This window comes from Leucothrix mucor DSM 2157 (genome assembly GCF_000419525.1).
Lineage (GTDB): Bacteria > Pseudomonadota > Gammaproteobacteria > Thiotrichales > Thiotrichaceae > Leucothrix > Leucothrix mucor.
The window spans coordinates 827,137-846,588 of the sequence record NZ_ATTE01000001.1 but is presented as its reverse complement, the minus strand read 5'-3'; the positions used below and the strand labels follow the sequence as shown (position 1 = coordinate 846,588).

The 19,452-nt window shown below is 48.1% G+C and carries 21 protein-coding genes; 6 read left to right on the top strand and 15 right to left on the bottom strand.

Features of this window, described 5'->3' with window-relative positions; all coding sequences use genetic code 11:
- Window positions 1-66: 66 nt before the first annotated feature.
- The 6 genes from LEUMU_RS0103765 to LEUMU_RS0103740 form a co-directional block, all read right to left on the bottom strand.
- Window positions 67-1,356, bottom strand: coding sequence for a peptidase MATCAP family protein (locus LEUMU_RS0103765; protein ID WP_022950940.1), 1,290 nt, complete (start codon window positions 1,354-1,356; stop codon window positions 67-69).
- A 27-nt stretch (window positions 1,357-1,383) separates the two neighbouring features.
- Window positions 1,384-1,833, bottom strand: a complete 450-nt coding sequence (locus LEUMU_RS0103760) for a hypothetical protein (RefSeq protein ID WP_022950939.1) — start codon at window positions 1,831-1,833, stop codon at window positions 1,384-1,386.
- A 208-nt stretch (window positions 1,834-2,041) separates the two neighbouring features.
- Window positions 2,042-2,698, bottom strand: a complete 657-nt coding sequence (gene scpB / locus LEUMU_RS24485) for an SMC-Scp complex subunit ScpB (protein ID WP_022950938.1) — start codon at window positions 2,696-2,698, stop codon at window positions 2,042-2,044.
- The gene (locus LEUMU_RS24480; RefSeq protein ID WP_022950937.1) at window positions 2,667-3,530 is read right to left on the bottom strand and encodes a segregation and condensation protein A; all 864 of its coding nucleotides are present in this window, start codon (window positions 3,528-3,530) and stop codon (window positions 2,667-2,669) included. Before LEUMU_RS24480 ends, scpB begins: the two co-directional genes overlap by 32 nt.
- A 17-nt stretch (window positions 3,531-3,547) precedes the next feature.
- Entirely contained in the window at window positions 3,548-4,762 is a 1,215-nt protein-coding gene (locus tag LEUMU_RS0103745) for a tryptophan--tRNA ligase (RefSeq protein ID WP_026744469.1), read from the bottom strand.
- 49 nt (window positions 4,763-4,811) lie between these two features.
- On the bottom strand, window positions 4,812-5,438 hold the full coding sequence (locus LEUMU_RS0103740) for an L-threonylcarbamoyladenylate synthase (RefSeq protein WP_022950935.1): 627 nt from the start codon (window positions 5,436-5,438) through the stop codon (window positions 4,812-4,814).
- Between the two features lie 78 nt (window positions 5,439-5,516).
- Here LEUMU_RS0103740 and LEUMU_RS0103735 point away from each other — a divergent pair, with 78 nt between their 5' ends.
- The 4 genes from LEUMU_RS0103735 to LEUMU_RS0103720 are packed head-to-tail and all read left to right on the top strand — an operon-like array spanning window position 5,517 to window position 8,399.
- Entirely contained in the window at window positions 5,517-5,816 is a 300-nt protein-coding gene (locus tag LEUMU_RS0103735) for a YciI family protein (RefSeq protein ID WP_026744468.1), read from the top strand.
- Window positions 5,817-5,838: 22 nt separating this feature from the next.
- Window positions 5,839-6,732: a peptidylprolyl isomerase gene (locus LEUMU_RS0103730; RefSeq protein ID WP_022950933.1), complete on the top strand. Its 894-nt coding sequence runs from the start codon at window positions 5,839-5,841 to the stop codon at window positions 6,730-6,732.
- A 4-nt stretch (window positions 6,733-6,736) separates the two neighbouring features.
- Window positions 6,737-7,768: a CAF17-like 4Fe-4S cluster assembly/insertion protein YgfZ gene (gene ygfZ, locus LEUMU_RS0103725; RefSeq protein WP_022950932.1), complete on the top strand. Its 1,032-nt coding sequence runs from the start codon at window positions 6,737-6,739 to the stop codon at window positions 7,766-7,768.
- Between the two features lie 31 nt (window positions 7,769-7,799).
- Window positions 7,800-8,399, top strand: a complete 600-nt coding sequence (locus LEUMU_RS0103720; protein ID WP_051155957.1) for an esterase/lipase family protein — start codon at window positions 7,800-7,802, stop codon at window positions 8,397-8,399.
- 12 nt (window positions 8,400-8,411) lie between these two features.
- Here the strand turns inward: LEUMU_RS0103720 and LEUMU_RS0103715 are convergent, their stop codons facing one another.
- From LEUMU_RS0103715 to LEUMU_RS0103705, 3 genes are all read right to left on the bottom strand, one after another.
- Window positions 8,412-10,958: an ABC transporter permease gene (locus LEUMU_RS0103715; protein WP_022950930.1), complete on the bottom strand. Its 2,547-nt coding sequence runs from the start codon at window positions 10,956-10,958 to the stop codon at window positions 8,412-8,414.
- Window positions 10,942-11,676, bottom strand: coding sequence for an ABC transporter ATP-binding protein (locus LEUMU_RS0103710; protein WP_022950929.1), 735 nt, complete (start codon window positions 11,674-11,676; stop codon window positions 10,942-10,944). Before LEUMU_RS0103710 ends, LEUMU_RS0103715 begins: the two co-directional genes overlap by 17 nt.
- Window positions 11,677-11,862: 186 nt before the next feature.
- Window positions 11,863-12,738: a LysR family transcriptional regulator gene (locus LEUMU_RS0103705; protein WP_022950928.1), complete on the bottom strand. Its 876-nt coding sequence runs from the start codon at window positions 12,736-12,738 to the stop codon at window positions 11,863-11,865.
- 99 nt (window positions 12,739-12,837) lie between these two features.
- On the opposite strand from LEUMU_RS0103705, the gene LEUMU_RS0103700 reads away from it, so the two are divergent.
- Together LEUMU_RS0103700 and LEUMU_RS28720 are read left to right on the top strand one after the other, a co-directional pair.
- Window positions 12,838-13,446, top strand: coding sequence for a short chain dehydrogenase (locus LEUMU_RS0103700; RefSeq protein WP_022950927.1), 609 nt, complete (start codon window positions 12,838-12,840; stop codon window positions 13,444-13,446).
- Window positions 13,447-13,582: 136 nt separating this feature from the next.
- Complete coding sequence (locus tag LEUMU_RS28720) at window positions 13,583-13,996, top strand: hypothetical protein (RefSeq protein ID WP_157474250.1); 414 nt, start codon at window positions 13,583-13,585, stop codon at window positions 13,994-13,996.
- A 27-nt stretch (window positions 13,997-14,023) separates the two neighbouring features.
- Here the strand turns inward: LEUMU_RS28720 and LEUMU_RS0103695 are convergent, their stop codons facing one another.
- The 6 genes from LEUMU_RS0103695 to LEUMU_RS0103670 all read right to left on the bottom strand — a co-directional run bounded on the left by LEUMU_RS0103695 (window position 14,024) and on the right by LEUMU_RS0103670 (window position 19,387).
- Window positions 14,024-14,710: a DUF6630 family protein gene (locus LEUMU_RS0103695; RefSeq protein ID WP_022950926.1), complete on the bottom strand. Its 687-nt coding sequence runs from the start codon at window positions 14,708-14,710 to the stop codon at window positions 14,024-14,026.
- Window positions 14,711-14,788: 78 nt separating this feature from the next.
- The gene (locus LEUMU_RS0103690) at window positions 14,789-15,124 is read right to left on the bottom strand and encodes a hypothetical protein (RefSeq protein WP_022950925.1); all 336 of its coding nucleotides are present in this window, start codon (window positions 15,122-15,124) and stop codon (window positions 14,789-14,791) included.
- Window positions 15,125-15,264: 140 nt separating this feature from the next.
- Window positions 15,265-16,248 carry an ABC transporter ATP-binding protein gene (locus LEUMU_RS0103685; protein ID WP_022950924.1) on the bottom strand — a complete coding sequence of 328 codons (984 nt, stop codon included), beginning with the start codon at window positions 16,246-16,248 and terminating at the stop codon, window positions 15,265-15,267.
- Window positions 16,241-17,266 (bottom strand): ABC transporter ATP-binding protein, encoded by a 1,026-nt coding sequence (locus LEUMU_RS0103680; RefSeq protein ID WP_022950923.1) that lies wholly within the window; start codon window positions 17,264-17,266, stop codon window positions 16,241-16,243. Before LEUMU_RS0103680 ends, LEUMU_RS0103685 begins: the two co-directional genes overlap by 8 nt.
- The gene (locus LEUMU_RS0103675) at window positions 17,241-18,407 is read right to left on the bottom strand and encodes an ABC transporter permease (protein ID WP_022950922.1); all 1,167 of its coding nucleotides are present in this window, start codon (window positions 18,405-18,407) and stop codon (window positions 17,241-17,243) included. The genes LEUMU_RS0103680 and LEUMU_RS0103675 overlap by 26 nt, the downstream gene beginning before the upstream one ends.
- Window positions 18,404-19,387: an ABC transporter permease gene (locus tag LEUMU_RS0103670; protein ID WP_022950921.1), complete on the bottom strand. Its 984-nt coding sequence runs from the start codon at window positions 19,385-19,387 to the stop codon at window positions 18,404-18,406. The genes LEUMU_RS0103675 and LEUMU_RS0103670 overlap by 4 nt, the downstream gene beginning before the upstream one ends.
- Between the last annotated feature and the right edge of the window lie 65 nt (window positions 19,388-19,452).

Here is a 19,452-nt window from a genome sequence, read left to right as displayed (position 1 = left end):
TAACTGTAACTCACCGCGCCACTCTAAATATTTTCGATGTCTGCGTGATTACCTTGGCTAAGGCGATTAGCGCTCGCGCACTCCGGGAATCGTCACGTGCGGCGCATCGTGCAGCAGCTTGCGGTAATGCGCATTCACTTGCGTGAGGTCAATTTTATTGAGGAAGCTGGAGTACGTGAGATAGGCCAGTAAAAAGCGCAAATCAGAAGCCCAAGGCGGTAAATAATGCGCAGGTTGGCACAAGCCTAAACTCGCCAATTCGCAAAGTACCGGAATGTCTTCAATATCCAGCTTGCCGCAAAATAGCATCCGTAAAACATCGGTGCGCTTGCTGGCCACAATTGAGCGCAAGAAATTATGCACCCGCAGCAAGCCATCTAAATACACAATGTCTTTGGTAAACGGTGCGCCGCCCGTGAGTGTACCGCCCCGAAATACGCGACGGGTATTTTCAAAGGCTTGGCCTTCGTTACCGATGCGTTGCAGGAAGTAATCATACACTTGCAGAAAGTCCGCGCCCTCCACTGCCATTTGAATAGCGATAACCCGATCAGCCAAGCGGTGCATGCGGTCAATATCCATGGAGCCGGTAATAAACTCGGCGAATACCGCCAATCCTTCCTGCGTTTTGGTGGTACCGGGATGACTAGCTCCGAGGATTCGTAAATGCTTTTGTTCGCGCCCATTCAGCGCTGTTGCCACATGAATATAGGCTTCGTGATGAATTAATTGCTGGATATCGTTACTGCTAAAGCGCGCACCGCGACGAATTCGGATGCGGCTGGCACCCGCTAAAGCATTGGCCGAGAGATTATCTACAACCATGACTTCAGGGGCATCAGTACCAAACATCTGGCGAGAGGCGCGGCGCATTCGATCAGCCACAGTATCTGCACTGATATCGGCCGCCTCAGCCACACCTAAATCAATGGAGTTAAAGCTGCCGAATAAGTCCGTTAACTGAGTCGCCAAGCCAAAGGAGGTATTGTTTTCATCAATGAGCGTGCTGGTGGGTGAGCCGTACAGATCTTGGGAGTATTTGAAGAAATCAGATGTGCCGCAGTGCTGCAGCAATTTGGCGGTGGTTTCCAGATCCTGAGCGGTATCCAGTAGCCAGTTATCAATGCGCGTGCCGCGTTTGAGCTGGGAGCGCACCGTTTCTAATATTGCTAAGGTTTGGCTGGGATCATGTTTGGGATAACTAACGACCGGAAGCTCTTTGGCTTTATTCGCAAAAAAGCGATCCTTAATCGAATGATCCCAGCCAATATGCGTTAGCAATCGAAGGGGTTTGGATGCCTGATATAACAGGTTGGATAAATTACTGATGCGTTGCTGTTCTTGTTCCAGACTCATAAACCCACCTATTTTATTATATTGGTGTCAGCGGCCTCCACCCAGATAAGCCGAGCACTCCCCATCATTAGGAATCGCCTGATGATAGCGGGCTTGCAGGGTTATTTTTTGGTTACGGACAATGCCGGACAATTGGCATTGTACCGCATTTTCAGCACTTGCCGAATAGGTCTTAGCACAGCGCCCCACCACCGGGGTCGACTCGATAATGCGGACATTTAGCAAGCGTGCGCCATTCGGTAACATAATCACCGCCGTGGCATTTTCGCTATTGCTAGTCCAACGACCAGTGAGTGTAATACGGCAGGAGTTGGTGCCATTGACTCGCATGTTACGGCCAGCGATCACCTCAGTGTTCACGGGGATAAAGTAGCGGTCCTTAACATCATTCGGATTTAAGCGGGTATTGACCAAGTCGGCGCTAGCACTGTTAATTCCAACGGCTGCGAGTAAGGTCATCAGCATTACTGTTTTCATAGTGTCATCCTTGTCACTGTTGCAAACAAAATTGTGGTCCTACAATCGGTCGCAGCGTTTCTTCCTTAAAACGCTGACCAATTGGTCATTATTGACTCAAAGCCAATTACAACTAAAAATTAGACTTCAAGTTAACCGCAAAGTTTACAAATCGCTATTTGATGTTTTCTATGAACATTGAATAAATTTCTTATCAGAGCACCATGGCTCAGGCGTATAAGTCAGCATCTTCGTCGTCAGTAGTGCCTGTTTTGGCCTCAGCGTCCGCATCATCTTCAGTGCCTGCTTCCGGTGTAATTTTCGCTTTGGTCATTGCGGGCAAGTCCGGATAAATCTCATCCAGATTCCTGATTGCCGCCAAATCCGGCAACTCATCCAGTGAGCTGAGATTAAAGTAATTCAGCAATTCCGGCGTGGTTCCAAACATCTCAGGACGCCCCGGTACTTCTTTATGGCCAATCACTTTAATCCAATCACGCTCTTGCAAGGTGCGAATGATATTAGAGCTCACCGCCACCCCACGAACCTCTTCAATCTCGGCACGAGTAATCGGCTGGCGATACATAATCAGCGCTAAAATTTCCAACAAGGCACGGGAATAACGCGGTGGGCGCTCATCCCAATGGCGGGAAACCCACTCTTTATATTCTTCGCGCGTTTGGAAGCGATAGCCGCCAGCCACTTGCCGCAGTTCAAAGCCCCGCTCATAGCAACGACCCGCCAGCTCCGACAAGGCATCGCGTAAGCGGCCTTTATTGATCTCCTGCTCCGGCGGGAAATATTGCATCAGGCGTTCAACCGATAAAGGCTTTTCAGCACTAATCAGGATTGCTTCAAGTATGCAGAGTAGTTTCTTCTGTTCCATTTTCACTCTCTTCCGATGCGCCAACCGGCTTCACAAAGATTGGCCCGAACGGGTCGGTTTGGGTTAAATCAATCACCCGGCTTTTGAGCAATTCCAACACCGCCAAAAAGGTTACCACCACGCCTAATCGCCCCTGACCGTCTAACAACAAGGTTTCAAAGGAGACAAAGCGTCCTGCTTTTAAGGCACTCAAGACCTGCGTCATTCTGGCGCGAACGGAAATTGTTTCCCGACGAATCTGGTGATGTGTTTTAAGATCAACCCGCTGCAACACTTCGTTAAATACATTCAGCAGCTCTTGCAAGCTAATCTCTGGATGCGTCACGGTTTTATCAGCGCGTATCGGCGTCACTTGGCTAACTTGTAAATCGCGTTCGCAGCGTGGCAAGTTATCGACATCTTCCGCCGCTTGCTTAAAGCGCTCGTACTCTTGCAAACGCCTGACCAAATCAGCACGCGGATCATCCGCATCCTCTTCAGCACTGGCGCGTTGCGGTAATAGCATTCGGGATTTGATCTCAGCCAGCAGCGCCGCCATCACCAAATATTCTGCCGCCAAATCGAGGTTGTGATGATGCATTACCTCAACATACGCCATGTATTGCTTGGTAATTTCAGCAATTGGAATATCGAGAATATTGAGGTTTTGACGTCGAATCAGGTAGAGGAGTAAATCCAGCGGGCCTTCGAAGCTCTCCAGAATAACTTCCAACGCATCCGGAGGAATGTATAAATCCTCCGGAAACGCGGTGACTTTTTCACCTTGCACAATGGCAAGGGGCAGCTCCTGCTGAACCGGCAATGCACCGGTTAACTCTGCGGTTTCAGGCATTAAAATTCACGCAATGATTAGCGTGAAAAACGCATGGCTTCAACCACATCGTCCAAGGTTTCGCGCGCCACATTGCGTGCCGCCTCGCTACCATCGGTAATAATATCGCGAACTAACTGGCGATCTTTTTCAAACTCCAGTCCACGCGCACGCATTGGAGCTAACTCCGCTAATACGCCATCGATCACTGGTTGTTTGCAATCCAAGCAACCAATACCCGCTGATTTACAGCCTTCGATAACCCACTCTTTGGTCGAGTCATTAGAATACACTTCGTGCAACTGCCAGACCGGACATTTCGCCGGATCGCCGGGATCAGTTCTGCGAACACGCGCTGGATCAGTTGGCATTTTACGCAACTTCTGAACCACATCATCAGGCTCTTCACGTAGCGCAATGGTGTTGCCGTAGGACTTAGACATTTTCTGGCCGTCTAATCCTGGCATTTTAGAGGCTGGCGTCAAGCGTGCCTGAGGCTCTGGCAGAATGATCTTACTAATGCCTTCCAAGTAGCCAAACAAACGCTCTTTATCACCCAGTGAAATATTTTGCTGAGAGTTAAGCAGCGCCTGCGCCACGGTCAAGGCTTCAGAATCGCCCTGCTCTTGATAAGCTTTGCGGTAGTTGCGATAAGCCTTAGCGTTCTTCTTACCCATTTTGGCCACAGCTTCTTCAGCACGCTTTTCAAAATCAGGCTCACGGCCGTATAAGTAGTTAAAACGACGCGCCACTTCACGCGTTAATTCGATGTGCGAAATCTGATCTTCACCAACCGGCACAAAGTCCGCTTTGTACATCAGAATGTCAGCGGACTGGAGCAATGGATAGCCCAAAAATCCGTAAGTCGCCAAATCTTTCTCACGCAATTTTTCCTGCTGATCTTTGTATGTTGGCACCCGCTCAAGCCAGCCTAGCGGAGTGATCATCGACAGCAGCAAGTGCAATTCAGCATGCTCCGGTACCATTGATTGCAAGAAGATGGTCGCTGAACTGGGGCTAATACCCGCGGCCAACCAGTCAATCACCATTTCTTCTACATGGTCTGGCGTCCGACTTGGGTCTTCATAATGGGTCGTCAGCGCGTGCCAGTCAGCCACAAAAAAGAAACACTCATAGTTCAGCTGCATTTCTACCCAGTTCTTAATAACACCGTGGTAATGCCCAAGGTGTAAACGACCGGTAGGACGCATGCCGGAAACGACACGTTCATTTTGCGTAGAATTGGTACTCAAGGAATTGCTCTCTTAGTTTTTTAAATAGTTCGGTATCGTAAAATATGGCTTAGTGACGGACTAACCAGTCGACGTCACCCTTACCTTCACGCAGCAACACAGGCTCATCATCGGTGAGATCTATCACCGTGGTTGGCTGGTGGCCGCTGTAACCGCCATCAATAATTAAATCGACATGGTGTTCTAATTGTAACCGAATTTGATACGGATCGGTCATTGGAAAGTCTTCATCTGGCATAATCAGGGTACTAGACATCAATGGCTCGCCAAGTTCCGCTAATAACGCCTGTGCGATGAGATTATCGGGGATTCGCAAGCCAATGGTACGCCGGCGCGGGTTTTGCAAGCGGCGCGGCACCTCGCCCGTAGCGGGTAAAATAAAGGTATATGCCCCAGGTGTTTGGGCTTTGAGTAATCTGTAGTTAATATTATCTACTCTAGAATACTGCGAAATATCAGATAAATCACGGCACATCAGGGTGAAGTTGTGGTCTTTATCGAGCTGGCGGATACGGCGAATACGCTCTGCTCCACGCTTGTTACCCAATAAACAGCCTATGGCGTAGCTCGAATCCGTTGGATAGACGATTACACCACCCTTGTGTACTATTTCGACGGCTTTCGCGATTAAGCGATGCTGTGGATTGTCCGGATGAATAAGAAAATACTCGCTCATTAAACTGCCAAGTGCGTGAAAATCAGTTATTCTACACTAGGAATTTTTATGATTGTATGATTAATGTGGAGATCATTTATGCTATACGCGGTAATTTCTCAGGATGTAGCTGACAGCACCTCAAAAAGAGCTCAGGCGCGCCCTGCTCATCTTGACCGTTTACAGGCATTAAAAGACGCTGGCCGCTTAGTATTAGCAGGCCCACACCCAGCCATCGATAGCCAGGACCCTGGCGCTGCAGGCTTCACAGGCAGTTTGATCGTTGCGGAATTTGACTCGCTGGAAGCGGCACAAGCATGGGCTGATGCAGACCCTTATGTGCCAGCTGGCGTTTACGAAAGCGTTACCGTTAAACCATTCAAAAAAGTATTACCCTAATAAAATCAGGACCATGAAAAACATGACCATTAATAAAAAAATACTCGTTGCGGGCATTAGTCTTGGATTAGCTTTATCAATCTCTCAGGCTGCATTTGCAGATTCTCACGCGGAAGCAAAACCAGACGCTAAAGACGCGGTGGTTGCAGTCGTTAATGGCAAGAACATTACTCAGGATTTGCTGTCGAACTACTTAGGTGTGGTTCAGCGCTCCGAGAATCCGGCTAAAAATGATCCTCGCGCCGCGCTGGATGATTTGATTGCGACTGAGTTGGCCCTGCAAGAAGCAGGAAAAACCGATATTTTATCGCGCGATGATGTAAAGCAACGCATTGAAGATTTCACTCGCAATATCTTGCTAACCACTTGGACCAAAGAAAAAGTTGAAGGCTTTGATATTCCGGATGCTGAAATCCAGACGCTTTATGATGAGCGTGTGAAGAAAGATGCCGATGACGAATTTAAAGCCCGTCACATTCTGCTGAAAACTGAAGACGATGCGAAAGCCGTGATTAAAGAGCTGGCCGACGGTGGCGATTTCGCTAAAGTTGCAGCCGCTAAATCCACTGGCCCTTCTGCTTCTAACGGCGGTGACTTGGGTTGGTTTAAATCCGCGTCGATGGTTAAGCCATTCTCCGATGCGGTTAAAGGCATGAAGAAAGGCGATGTCTCTGCCGAGCCAGTGAAGACTGATTTCGGCTGGCACGTCATTAAGCTGGAAGATATGCGTCCGGCTAAACTGCCACCAATGGATTCTCTGAAGCCACAGCTGAAGCGTATGATCGCGCAGCAGAAGATGATGGAATACATGGAAACAATGAAAGAGACCGCTGACATTAAAGTCATGCTGCCAGAAGTAAAAGCGCCGGCAGCCGATGCAGCAGCGGACACTACTGAAGCTGGGAAAACGGAATAAGCCTATGAAATCTGCCTGGAAAGCGTTTCTTGTAGATCAGGGGGCCGAGTTTGAAAACGACCGCCTAGTCTCCTTTGGCAACCCGAATATGGAACGTCGCATTTCGCCGCAAGGTGCTGTGTTGTCGAACCTGTCAGATCGCGGTTTGCTGGAAGTCAGTGGGGCTGATGCAGTGAGTTTTCTGCAAAACCAACTGACTAATGACATCACTAAAATTGACCCGAAGACACATCAGCTCACTGCATGGTGCAATCCCAAAGGCCGTGTCATTGCGAATTTCCGGGCATTTATGCGTGGCGAAAGTATCTTTCTGATTTTATCAAAGGATCTGATTGAAACGGTGCTGCCTAAGCTTAGCCGCTACGTGATGATGTCGAAGGTCACCATTACTGATGCCACCGATATGCTGGTGCACTTTGGTTATGCCGGTGAGAATGCGGAGCAGGATTTAACCCGCATTCTGGATTATGTGCCGACCGCACCCAATGAAACACTGCAGTTGGGTAACCTGAGCATTTTAAGATTGCCGGGTGAAACCCCGCGCTTTGAAGTGTTTGGCGATATTAGCTCCTGTAGTGATCTGTGGTCGAAGTGCAATGTGCGTGCCGCGCCGGTGAGTAGCCAAGCGTGGGACTTCATGAACATTCGTGCTGGTCGCCCGGTGGTGACCGCTGAAAGCACTGAAGCTTGGATTCCGCAAATGCTGAATCTGACTTATGTTGATGGCGTCGACTTCAAAAAAGGCTGCTACCCCGGACAGGAAGTGGTTGCCCGCCTGAAGTATTTAGGCAAGAGCAAGCGCCGCATGTTCCACCTGCAATTCGAGACTGACAAGGTTCCGGCCTGCAATGCCAGTATTGTTACGGCAGATGGCACCGAAGCCGGTAAAGTACTCAACGCAGTGCTGAATCCGGATGATGTGATTGAGTGTCTGGCAGTCTTGAAAATTGCTGATACTGAAAACCCGCTATTTCTGGACTCACCAGAAGGCCCGGCGGTTAGTCTGCTCGAACTGCCTTATAGTGTCGAAGACTAAACCGGACGTTTTGCTACTCCACGGTGTTTTAATGAATACCGTGGAGATGCTTTATCTGGAGCGGCAACTAAGCCATCAGGGCTTTACCGTTCACAGTATGCATTACGCGTCTGTACGACGAAATATCGCTGAAAATACCCGCCTTCTGCACCAGAAAGTTGCTTCGCTGAATTTGCCTGAGCTACACATTGTCGCGCACAGTTTGGGTGGCATTATGGCGATGCGGTTACTACAGCAATACCCTGACCTACCCAGTGGCCGCGTGGTTATGCTGGGTACGCCTTTAAATGGTAGCTATATTGCCAAGCGCCTGATGAACTGGCCGTTGGTCAATCGCTTACTGGAAAACAGTATGGCGGATGGCTTGGATGGGCAATCATTACCACCGAACTCACTTGGTCGTGACGTTGGCATGATCGCTGGCAGTAGCAATGCAGGCTTAGGCTTAGTCATTGGTGGCTTACCGGGCAAAAGCGATGGCACAGTGCTGCTTAGCGAAACTCAACACCCAATGCTTAAAGAACATATCATTCTGGATGTGTCACATACCGGCATGATCTTTTCACAAAAAATCGCCCATCTAGTGGGCAACTTTTTGGATACCGGTAGCTTTTCAGAGCCTGGTCAATAAGGCGTTAACGCCCTACCCCGTATTGCGCAATAAAATGGCCGGCCGCACATTCATTCGCCGGTTTAAATACTGCGCACCAATCACTAGCGTCGATACACTCACCAGCAATGCCGTAACTAAGCCCACCCAAATCAGATCAAATGAAGGTAATTTCATTCGCCACTCTAACAGCGGTATGGCAATCGCTGAGCCGAGCACGACGGCAAACAATGCCGTCACCAAAGCGATCAGTAGAAACTCCAGATACAGGCTTTTACGGATCACGGATAAACGCACGCCCAACGCATGCAATACAGATGCATCGTAAACTTGACGCACCCGACTCGCGGCAATCACACTGAATAACACCAACAAACTGGCGAGAAAGCTAATCACCGCAACCACCAACAAGCCACTAGTTGCTTGACCGAGTAACTCACGGGCACTGGCCAGAATGCGCGCTGTGCGTACTGTCACCACATTTGGAGCGACCGCCGCAATGCGCTTTTGTGCTTGCAAGGCTAGGTCATCATTCATCCAAGCCGCGCCGACATAACGCCCGACTGAGCCCTCCAGCACATCTTCAGCGACAATCCCCTCAAACCAAAAGCGAGTTTGCACGCCTTTTTGGCGGTGGATAGCGGCTATTTTGAATTCCAGCGTGTTACCCGCAACTGCATAGCTAATGCGATCACCTACACTCACGCCAATGCGCCGAGCCTCTCTATCTTCAAGTGACATGCTTGGGATTGATTGGTCCTGATCGTCAGCCCACCAACTGCCGTCAACTAGCTCAATACCATCCACATTACCGCCTCGATAACTGAGCTTATGGTCGTCGTTTAGCGTATCGCGAAGGTCTTCAGCCCTTTCGGAGTCACCTGCGCCATCGGCGAGTAAGCTAGCGACTGTCTCGCCATTCACTGCCACGATACGGCCTTGCACCAAAGGAGCTAACTCTGCTCGTGCTTCAGTCGAGGTTTCTTGTATGGCTTTTTTGACATCTTCAACTTGATTGGGGCTAATATCATAGAGCACCAATGCAGGAGCTTCTTCCGGAATGGTTGCTTGGATGGTGCGCTGTAAAGAAACCACTACCAGGGTACAAACCACCAGTAAAGTCAGCGCTGATCCCAATGATAATAAAGAGCTGCGCAGTGGCGTGGCTGGGCGGTATAAATTCGCCAGTGCTAAACGAAACGCCAGCCCGGTACGTAATCCCTGCATACCCTCGATACGCTGCGCACCGCGTCGGATTAAGCGTAGGGTGATTTCTAATAACCCTAGCAATAGCGCTACGACCAAGATAAACCCAGCACCAAACAGCAGCGACGGTACACTGATTAGGATTAAGCTGATAATACCGCCAGCACATACCGCTGTGGCTATCGCCCAGTTACGGGGGATATTAAGCGCTCCGCCGGCAGAATCCCGAAACAGGCTAGCCGGTGACACGGATAAAGCAGAACCAATGGCAGGCAAAGCAAAACAAAATGCCGTCAGCAAGCCAAAGATAAAGGCACTTAGAAATGGTGCTGGCAAAGCCGCAAAAGTCGTACTGATTGGAATTTCAGCAGCTACGACAGTGCCGCCTAATAAGGCAAGTGACACCCCAATCAAGCAGCCTACGAGACTTGCGCCGCCGCCCATTATTCCAACCTGCAGCAAATAAACCGCTGCAATACGTCGGTTACGCAAACCTAGCGAGCGTAAGGTGGCAATAGTTTTTAGCTTACTCTGCAAATAGGATTGAATACTGCTAAACACGCCCAAGCCGCCAATAAATAGCGTGCTAAAGCCTATCACCAATAAACCTGATGCAATCTGCCCTAGTCTTTCAGAAATGCGCTCACTGCGGTCTTCAAAGGTTCGCACTTCCCAACCGCGATCGGGGAATTGCTGATAGAAAAGTGTCTTCCAAGTTGCCGCTGGCATTTCGGTCGCCACTCGGTAATCGTACTCAACCCGTGATCCGGGCTGGAGTAACTGCGCATCGCTGATTGCTTGCGGGGAAATTAGTACCGGAGAACCGCGCCAATCCGCTGTTAGATTACGATCCGGCTGTTTTTTGATGAGTGCGCGCACGTCCATTTGCAGGCTACCGATCGACACCGAGTCGCCGACATTTAGGTCGTAACGCACCGCTAGCGAATTGTCGATAGCCACGCCCCAGCGCCCTTCCTGATTACTGATCAGCTCGGATAACGGCTCCTCGGGTTCGAGTTGCAGACTGCCATACAGCGGATACAAATCGTCAACACTTTGCAGCTCGATCAGCACAAAATCATCTTGTGGCGTTCCGAGCATAGTACGCAGTTCGATAAGTTGCGAGACCTTGCCGTTTTGCCTCATCCAATCCAGCGCCTCATCGGGTAGTGGTCGTGGCTGATTGGAACTTACCTGTAAGTCTCCACCTAATAACTGGCGTGTATCCGACAATAAACCATCACTGACCAAGCGATACAAGCTGCCACTGGCTGAGACTAAAGTAACGCCCAACACCAAACAGGCACAAAAAATCCACAGCGAACGACCGCTGGCTCGCAAGTCACGCCAAGCTAAACTAAGCAGGAAGCGCATTGGGGGCATCCTCCACTAATTTACCTTGCTGTAGACGAAACACCCGCTGGCACTGCGCTGCGATGTCTTCATCATGCGTCACCAAAATCATGGTCGAGCCACTTTCCCGGTTTAAGCCAAACAGTAATTCGATAATACGCTCACCGGTTTTGGCATCGAGGTTACCGGTTGGCTCATCGGCCAATAATAAGCGTGGCTGGTGGACTAAAGCACGCGCAAGGGCCACTCGTTGCTGCTCGCCCCCTGATAACTGTGTTGGATAATGCCCTGCCCGCTCGGCCAGCCCGACCCGCTCCAGCATCGCCGTTGCGGTTTGGCGGGCATTGTCACGTTCTGCAATTTCCAGCGGCAACATAACATTCCCCAAAGCCGTTAAACTCGGGACCAGATGGAATGACTGAAATACAACCCCCAGACTATCGCGGCGAAGATCTGCCAATGCATCCGAATCCAAGCTGGCGAGGTCTTTATTATCCAATAGAATCGAGCCGCTAGTGGGCTGCTCCAAACCGGCAAGCAACAATAACAGCGAGGTTTTACCAGAGCCCGACGGACCTAATATCGCCACAGTTTCGCCTTGCTGCAGCGTTAGATCAACGTCGATCAACACGTCCAGCGTGGAGTCTTGCATGGTGTAAGAAAAGCTTAACTGCCGGAGATCGACAACAGTGGCGGGCTGAGATGAGTCGGGAGATTGGTTGGCCGGATGCAGGGTCATAAGGTTTATGTCTCTGTGAGTTGGTCAAAAATTGGATTCTATCTACTGGCAAAGATGTTACATCAAAGTAAGCACATTAAGATAAAAAGCCTTAAATCACGAGGTAATCGCCTTATCTTGATATTAAATATTGGCAACATTCAACATGCTGAAATTTTCATCCGCTAGAACCAGACGGTTGATCAATTATAAAAAATCAACAACCCAGTTATGTAATGCATCTTTACTGGAACGGGGGTGCCAAGCCGCAATCACCTCAAAACTCAAAGGACTATCTGATAGATCAAGGGTAATTAAGTTATCGCCTCTTAGTGCCCTAGATGGCAGAAAGGCAATGGTTTCCGTTGTTTCCAGATAAAGGGGAACGATAGAGAAACAAGGTGCAGAAATTACAGTATTTCGCTTTAAACCATGCTCTTCGAACCAAGTATCGATAGACCCCCGAAAATTAGGTCTGGAAGGTGAGGCAACAATCTGAGGATAATCCGCTATATCATGGATACGTAATTTCTTGTTGGCTAACGGAGAGCCCTTAGCTGCCACGCAAACATGGTACTCAGAAAACAACGTCTTACTGGGAAAGTTACCTGGAACAAAGTCTGGAAAGGCTATCACTAAGTTTATTTGGCCAGTGGTCAGTGCATCTCTTAAATTATCAATATCCAAATCTTGAATAATAATTTTTAAGTTTGGTGCTTGTTGCCGAATTTTAGCGATAACTTCAGGTAATACGACTTGCTGGGCATAGTCCGTTGCCGCGATCACATAGGTGCCCTCTACCAGCTTAGGTTCAAATGAATCAGGCTCCAGTAGTTGCTCGAAACCTTGTAGAACCTGATCAACCTTTCCACTTAAACTCTCAGCATAAGGTGTCGGTACCAGCCCGTTGCTTTTTCTAACGAACAGCCGATCATTAAAAGCCTCTCTTAGCTTACTCAATTGGCCGCTGACGGCTTGCTGTGTTAAGCCAACCTGCTCAGCAACCCGAGAGACATTTCTCTCCCTGAGTAAGGCTTGAAATATCCTTAACTGTTTTATTTCCAGCCGATCAATACCTTTCATAATTGTATCTCTTACAAGGTGTAACTGTTTCCAATTGTATCACTCGATAACTACCATAACTACTCAAGTAACAAAGCAACTTAAACTAAAGAGGTAGGTATGAAGAAGGTTATTGTAATTGGAGCATCAGGAAAAATTGGCCAAGCGGCATTAAGCGGATTGCAACATCATGAAGTGGTCACCGCCAGCTATTCAGGCAAGGGATGCGATCATCAAGTAGACATTGGTAGTGAGTCTTCTATTAGGCAGCTCTTCGAGACAGTCGGCTCGTTTGATGCCGTCGTCAATACCGTGGGCCTGTGTGAATATGCGGATTTTGTCGATATGACCGAGAGTCAATGGATGACGACCGTACTCAGTAAAATGATGGGGCAGATCAATTTGGTTCGTATCGGTCAGGAATATATCAATGAGCGTGGGTCATTCTCTCTGATTACCGGCATCCTTAGTTCAAAAGCAATTCCAATGGCCATTGCTGATGCAACAACAAGCGGCGCAATTGATACTTTTGTTAAATGCGTGGCCTATGAACTTCCAAGAGGAATCCGCATCAATTCGATTAATCCAACCGTCATTGAAGAAGCATGGGATGTGTATGGTGAGATGATGTCAGGCTTTCATCCTGTTCCGGGAAGCATGGTGGGTAAGGCATTTGCGCGCTCTGTTGACGGATTTATTACCGGTCAGGTTATCACCGTTGATGCGTAAATATTAAATATTGGAGGCGTTCAGAGCCCTGCATCTGGCCTCTCACCTAGTCCGGAGGAATTAGTACACCTCCGGACGGTAGAACGCTACCGCTTAACTACATTACGCTGATCCATGCTCTGAGAATCGCAGCTCTTTGGGCGAGTTCTCCCGCTATATATCAAATGGATACTGGCAGCCTGGCGATAAACTCACTGTCGCTTGGGATATACACTCCCCTGCCTATCAATGTGTTGACGGTGCGCCTGAGTTTTTAGGTTACGCAAACCTCACCACAACGACGGTCACTGAACTGGTTGGCCCATTAAGCCAAGTTAGCCTCCAAGGCAAAAGCTTTAACTCAGTATTGAAATTCGACACGTCTGAAACGACGGTTTCTGATGATACGGGCAACACCATTATAGAAAACATCGGAAGTGCTTATCACCAGTGGCATACAGGCTTGGTAGCAGAAGAAAGTACAGACTGCTTGATTGGAGAATCGGGTAAAAGATACTGCACAGATAGACGGACAGTTGCCTCGAATTTGCCGGCAATACCGGAACTCTGACGACCACTTTAATCGCCTTGGTAGGTCTTAGTCATCCCACTCAACCCTGTAGGGCTCTATGTTTAACCCTACATGGCTTAGCGCCCAGTAGACCGAGTCAGACTCATCAAGGCGGTATATAAACAGAATATACGTATCGGTTGGGTTTCTAACAAACCCTAAGCCCAGCCCAGCCTGGTTCAATGCGTAAGTGTAGTCCTTAAAGACATCCTTATGGCTAACCGTGGCACTGTCAGGATAATTTGTTACGTTAGGTAAGCTAGCATTAATCCCATTTAGGGATAAACGCTTCTGTATGTGGTGATGCAAATCATCTACTCCAGCTTTCCAGTCCAAGCTAAAGAAATAGAAGCACTCGCCTTTCATATCCAGATTTAATAACTCAAGTAAATAATGAAGCCCTTGATCAGAAGGCTTTATCTCTTTAGATTTAACCTCTGAAATCGAGGAAAACAACCCATCTACAGTTTCAACAGAGCAGCTATGAATTAATAATCCAGAAAGCTTAGTGTAGCCACTTTGCAACTCATCCAGCTTAAACTTCGTACTTCTGATCAGAATGGTATCATCGCCTTTTTTAGCGAGCTGAGTCACTTTAGCCGGATGACTCCCCTTCTTTAAAGTATTTTTACTTGCAGGAAGTAAGCTTTTAGCTTTGTAGAAGAAAAACGCCACTAAGGCCAGTATAAGCAGACTGAAAATTATTATACTCATTTTTAATTTCCGATGGTTTATTTAGTCTGAGAAGAAATGCGCGAGCAAGTGAGCAGTTTTTATGATGAAGCTAATTAGTCATCGTAGCTCAGTCACAAAACACCCAGATACTAAGCCCCTCTTTAAAGCCTTATCGCAAGTAATCAATAGCTCATTTAGTTGACTGGCTAATTCTTTGTTCTCAGAGAGCAGTTCTTTAATTTGGCGTACTTCATCGATAAGGTTGGCTAATTCCTCAGCACTGTAGTTTGTGTCTTCGTAGTAATTCTCTAGCTTCTTGAATAAGGGAAATTTGTCATTAGCTAGAGCTAGGCGGTTGAAGATTAGTCTATGGGACTGTAAGTCAAATGAAGCATCTGAATGGTTATAGGATGCTTCTTCTTGATTATTTCCTATGTGAAAATCTAGCGCCATTATTCAGTCTCATTACGCAAAAATATCAACAACAATGAATCTAACACAACGCTGTAAGCAATGCTTCCCTGTAAAGCGTACATGAAGCGCCCCCAACAAATTGGGGACAACTCACTAAATAAACTTCACAACAGCAGCTATCAAATCTCTCCTGCAAAATGACACAACACGTCTGCGCCATTAATAGTCCGCTTCGGCGGTTTTGTTTCCCGGCATACAGCTGTGACATGAGGGCAACGCGAAGCAAAATGACAAGCATTTTTCGATGTTGAGCCATCACTTATAACAACGGGTTTTCGTTTACCCCGCCGTTTCCGTGGGTCAGGCATGGGTACAGCATCAAGTAACGCCCGGGTGTAAGGGTGCTTAGGTGCTCTAAATAGCTCCTCTGTTGTTGATAGCTCCACTATTTGGCCGAGATACATGACTGCAATACGGTCGCAAACGTGCTCGACTACGGCTAAATCGTGAGTAATGAAGACATAGGTCAATCCCAGTTTATCTTGTAAGTCTTGTAGTAAGTTTAGAGTCTGCGCTTGTATCGAAACATCCAGCGCTGAAACTGCTTCATCAGCAATAATCAATTCAGGATTTGTGGCGAGAGCACGCGCAATACCAAGCCGTTGTCTTTGGCCACCGGAAAATGCATTAGGGTATCGAAGTAGAAACTCTTTACGCAGACCTACTTGCTCCAGCAGCACCGATACTCTATCGGCGAGTTCCTGCCCGGAAAGCCCTTCAGATTTGCGTAAGCATTGGCCGACCAAATCAATTACCCTAAGCTTAGGGTTTAAGGATGACTGTGGGTCCTGAAACACCATGCGTATTTTTTTCCACATATCGCGAAGAACATGTTGTTCCGCACCAACCAACTGCACTTCGGGCTGATCAGCTGCCTTAAAATGAATGGATCCACTGGTCGGGCTCAGAATCTGCATAATGCAGCGCCCAAGCGTCGTCTTGCCACTTCCACTCTCACCAACTACACCGAAAGTCTCCCCCCGATAAACATCGAAAGAGATATTATCTACTGCTCGTACCACATCAGTAGACTTTTTAAAGAAGCCTCCACCGATGGAAAAGTGCATATCCAGCTCACGAATTTCAAGAATAGTCTTAGCCATGTGCTACCCCCAGCGTGTGAATAAAGCAGGCGCTCTCACTGTTACCGACAGAAACCATCGGTGGCTCACCTTGATCACAGACTCCGGGCATGAATTTGTCACAGCGTGTCCGAAAGGTGCAACCTGAAGGTCGCGCTAGAGGGTGAGGAACCATACCTCGAATAGCGGGAAGGCGTTTTCGCCGGGCAGAACCTATGCGTGGTACAGACTCCAAAAGAGCCTGCGTGTATGGGTGCTGAGGGTTTTCAAAAATGGAGTAGACATCCCCTTTCTCAACCACTTTACCCATATACATAACCGCTACATCCTCGGCCACTTCCGCAACCACACCAAGGTCATGCGTAATTAGCATCACCCCCATCTTAAACTCATCTTTCAATTCCGCAATGAGATCTAGAATTTGAGCTTGCGTAGTCACATCGAGTGCTGTTGTCGGCTCGTCTGCGATTAATAAACGCGGCTGACACGATAGTGCCATGGCAATCATAACCCGCTGTCGCATACCGCCAGATAACTCGAATGGGTAAGCGTTATACCGTTCTGCCGGCTTTGGAATACCAACACGGTCAAGCATTTCAATGGCCGTTTCTTTGGCCTCTGCCTTAGACATTTTTCGGTGGAGGAGAATCGTCTCGGTAATTTGCTTACCAACCTTCTGAATAGGGCCAAGCGACGTCATCGGCTCCTGAAATATCATGGCAATATCCTGGCCCCGAATACTTCGAAGCTCTTTAGAACCATGTTGGACGGTGGCCAGATCAATACTCTGGCCATGATCGTTGTGGTAGATGATATTGCCGTCCACTATTTTCCCTGGGGAATCCAGAATCCGCAATATCGATCGAGCCATGATGGATTTGCCACAACCGCTTTCACCAAGAACACATAAGGTACGGTTGGCATAGACATCAAGATCAACACCGTCGACTGCCTTGACCACCCCGTCATCAGTGAAAAAGTGCGTTTTAAGATTGCGAATCTCGACCAGTGGGTCAGTGTGTTGATGGGTCTGCTGCATCACGAATTCCATCTCCTAAAAAGTTGAGTGCGAGGACTGTCATTACAATCATTGATCCTGGTGCGATTAGCAGCCACGGCGCTTGAATAATCGTTCGGATGTTTTGGGCTTCTTTGAGCAAGGTTCCCCAAGAAACTGTCGGTGGCTGTAAGCCAATCCCCAAAAATGATAAGGAGGTTTCAGCCAGAATCATCAGTGGCACGGCTAAGGTGAGTGAGGCAATAATATGACTCGAAAAGGACGGCACCATGTGCTTCCAAATTACTTCCCAGTCGGTCAGACCATCCAGCCGTGCTGCGATAATATAATCCTCGTTGCGTAACGACAGAAACTTCCCTCTGACTTCTCTGGCAAGACTTGTCCAGCCAATCATTGAAACAATAAGCGTGACTACAAAGTAGGTTCGTAACGGCGGCCACCCTAGAGGTATTGCAGCGGCCAATCCCATCCACAACGGTATTGTTGGAATCGAGCGAATAAACTCAATCAGTCTTTGAATGGAATTATCTATCCAGCCCCCATAGAAGCCTGATATACCACCCAGAGAAACGCCGATAAACAAAGACACAATGACGCCGATAAGTCCAATAGACATGGAGATGCGTGTCCCCATAACGATACGGCTAAAAATATCCCGCCCTAAGCGGTCAGCACCAAAGAAATACACACGATCTTCCGCATTCACCGGGCCAAATAAGTGCCGATTCATGGGAATTAACCCAAGTAATTTGTACTCATATCCCTCTACGAAAAAACCAAGCGGAATAATTTTATCGGGGTCTTCCACAAAGGTACGACGTCTTTCTTCACGGTTTAGCTTTAGTGTCAGTCCCTTGGCATGCAGTTGGAATCTAGACTCACCCGTCTCGTTTTCTACAAAAAGATGAATTCCCATTGGAGGGGCAAAAGGTGCCTTCCTATTGGTTTCGCCAATGTTGCTAGTGGTTACGAACTCACCGAACAGTGCCATCAAATAGACCAGTCCGATAATCCAAAGACTGATATAGCCAATCCGGTGTCGTTTAAATTTACGCCACATCAGAGACCGTGGGCCCAATAATTCGGGCATAGCCACATCGTTTTCCGCGGCCTCTTTCGGGCTATTCGCAGCGCCATTTGTACTTGCGTTAGATAGGTTCATTGGTAACGAATCCTTGGATCAATCCAGGCTAGAAGCAGGTCTGAGATCAGTGTGCCGAGCACTGTCAGTAAGCTCACAATTAAAATAAGCGAGCCTGCCAAATACATGTCCTGCACCAGTAGCGCGCGCAGCAGCATGGGGCCTGTGGTGGGAAGGTTCATAACGACGGCTACAATAATTTCGCCCGATACCAGTGTCGGGAGTATCCAACCAATCGTTGAAATAAACGGATTCAGTGCAACACGAACTGGGTATCTCATTAGCAACTGAAATTCCGACATACCTTTGGCACGAGCCGTAACCACATAGGGGCGATATAGCTCATCTAGCAGATTGGCACGCATAATACGAATGAGCGCCGCTGCGCCTGAGGTACCGACGACTACGATAGGCATCCAGATATGTTTTAACAGATCGATGAACTTATCAAACGTCCACGGTTCACCGATATATTCAGGGCTGACCAAGCCACCAACACTCTGACCGAAATACTTGAAGGTGACGTACATCATCACTAAGGCAAGCAAGAAATTGGGAACGGCAAGCCCCAAAAAGCCAAAAAAAGTAGCGGCATAGTCACCAAAGGAATATTTGCGTACCGCCGAATAAATACCGATAGGTAATGCGGTAATCCAAATAAACAACAGTGTTAGCAACGAGATTCCGAACGTCCAGCCTAAGCGGTCCCAAATCAAGTCACCCACAGGAAGATTTTTCTCGAATGAAAGGCCAAAGTCACCTTCAAACACAATGCCAGTGATCCACTTCCAGTACTGTACGTATATCGGTTGACCGAGACCGTATTGGTCGCGAAGCGACTGCATCGTGCCAGAGTCCAAGCCTCCTGAGTCACTTAATTCCGCAGCGAGTGTATCCAAATAATCACCAGGCGGAAGCTGGATGATTATAAAGGTCACGATCGAAACCATAATAACGGTCGGGATCATGTAGAGAATACGGCGATAGATAAATCCAAGCATCGTCTTTCCTAGTTAGACCTAAAAGCAAAATACGGCAGAGGCACTATCCCTCTGCCGAAAGGGTT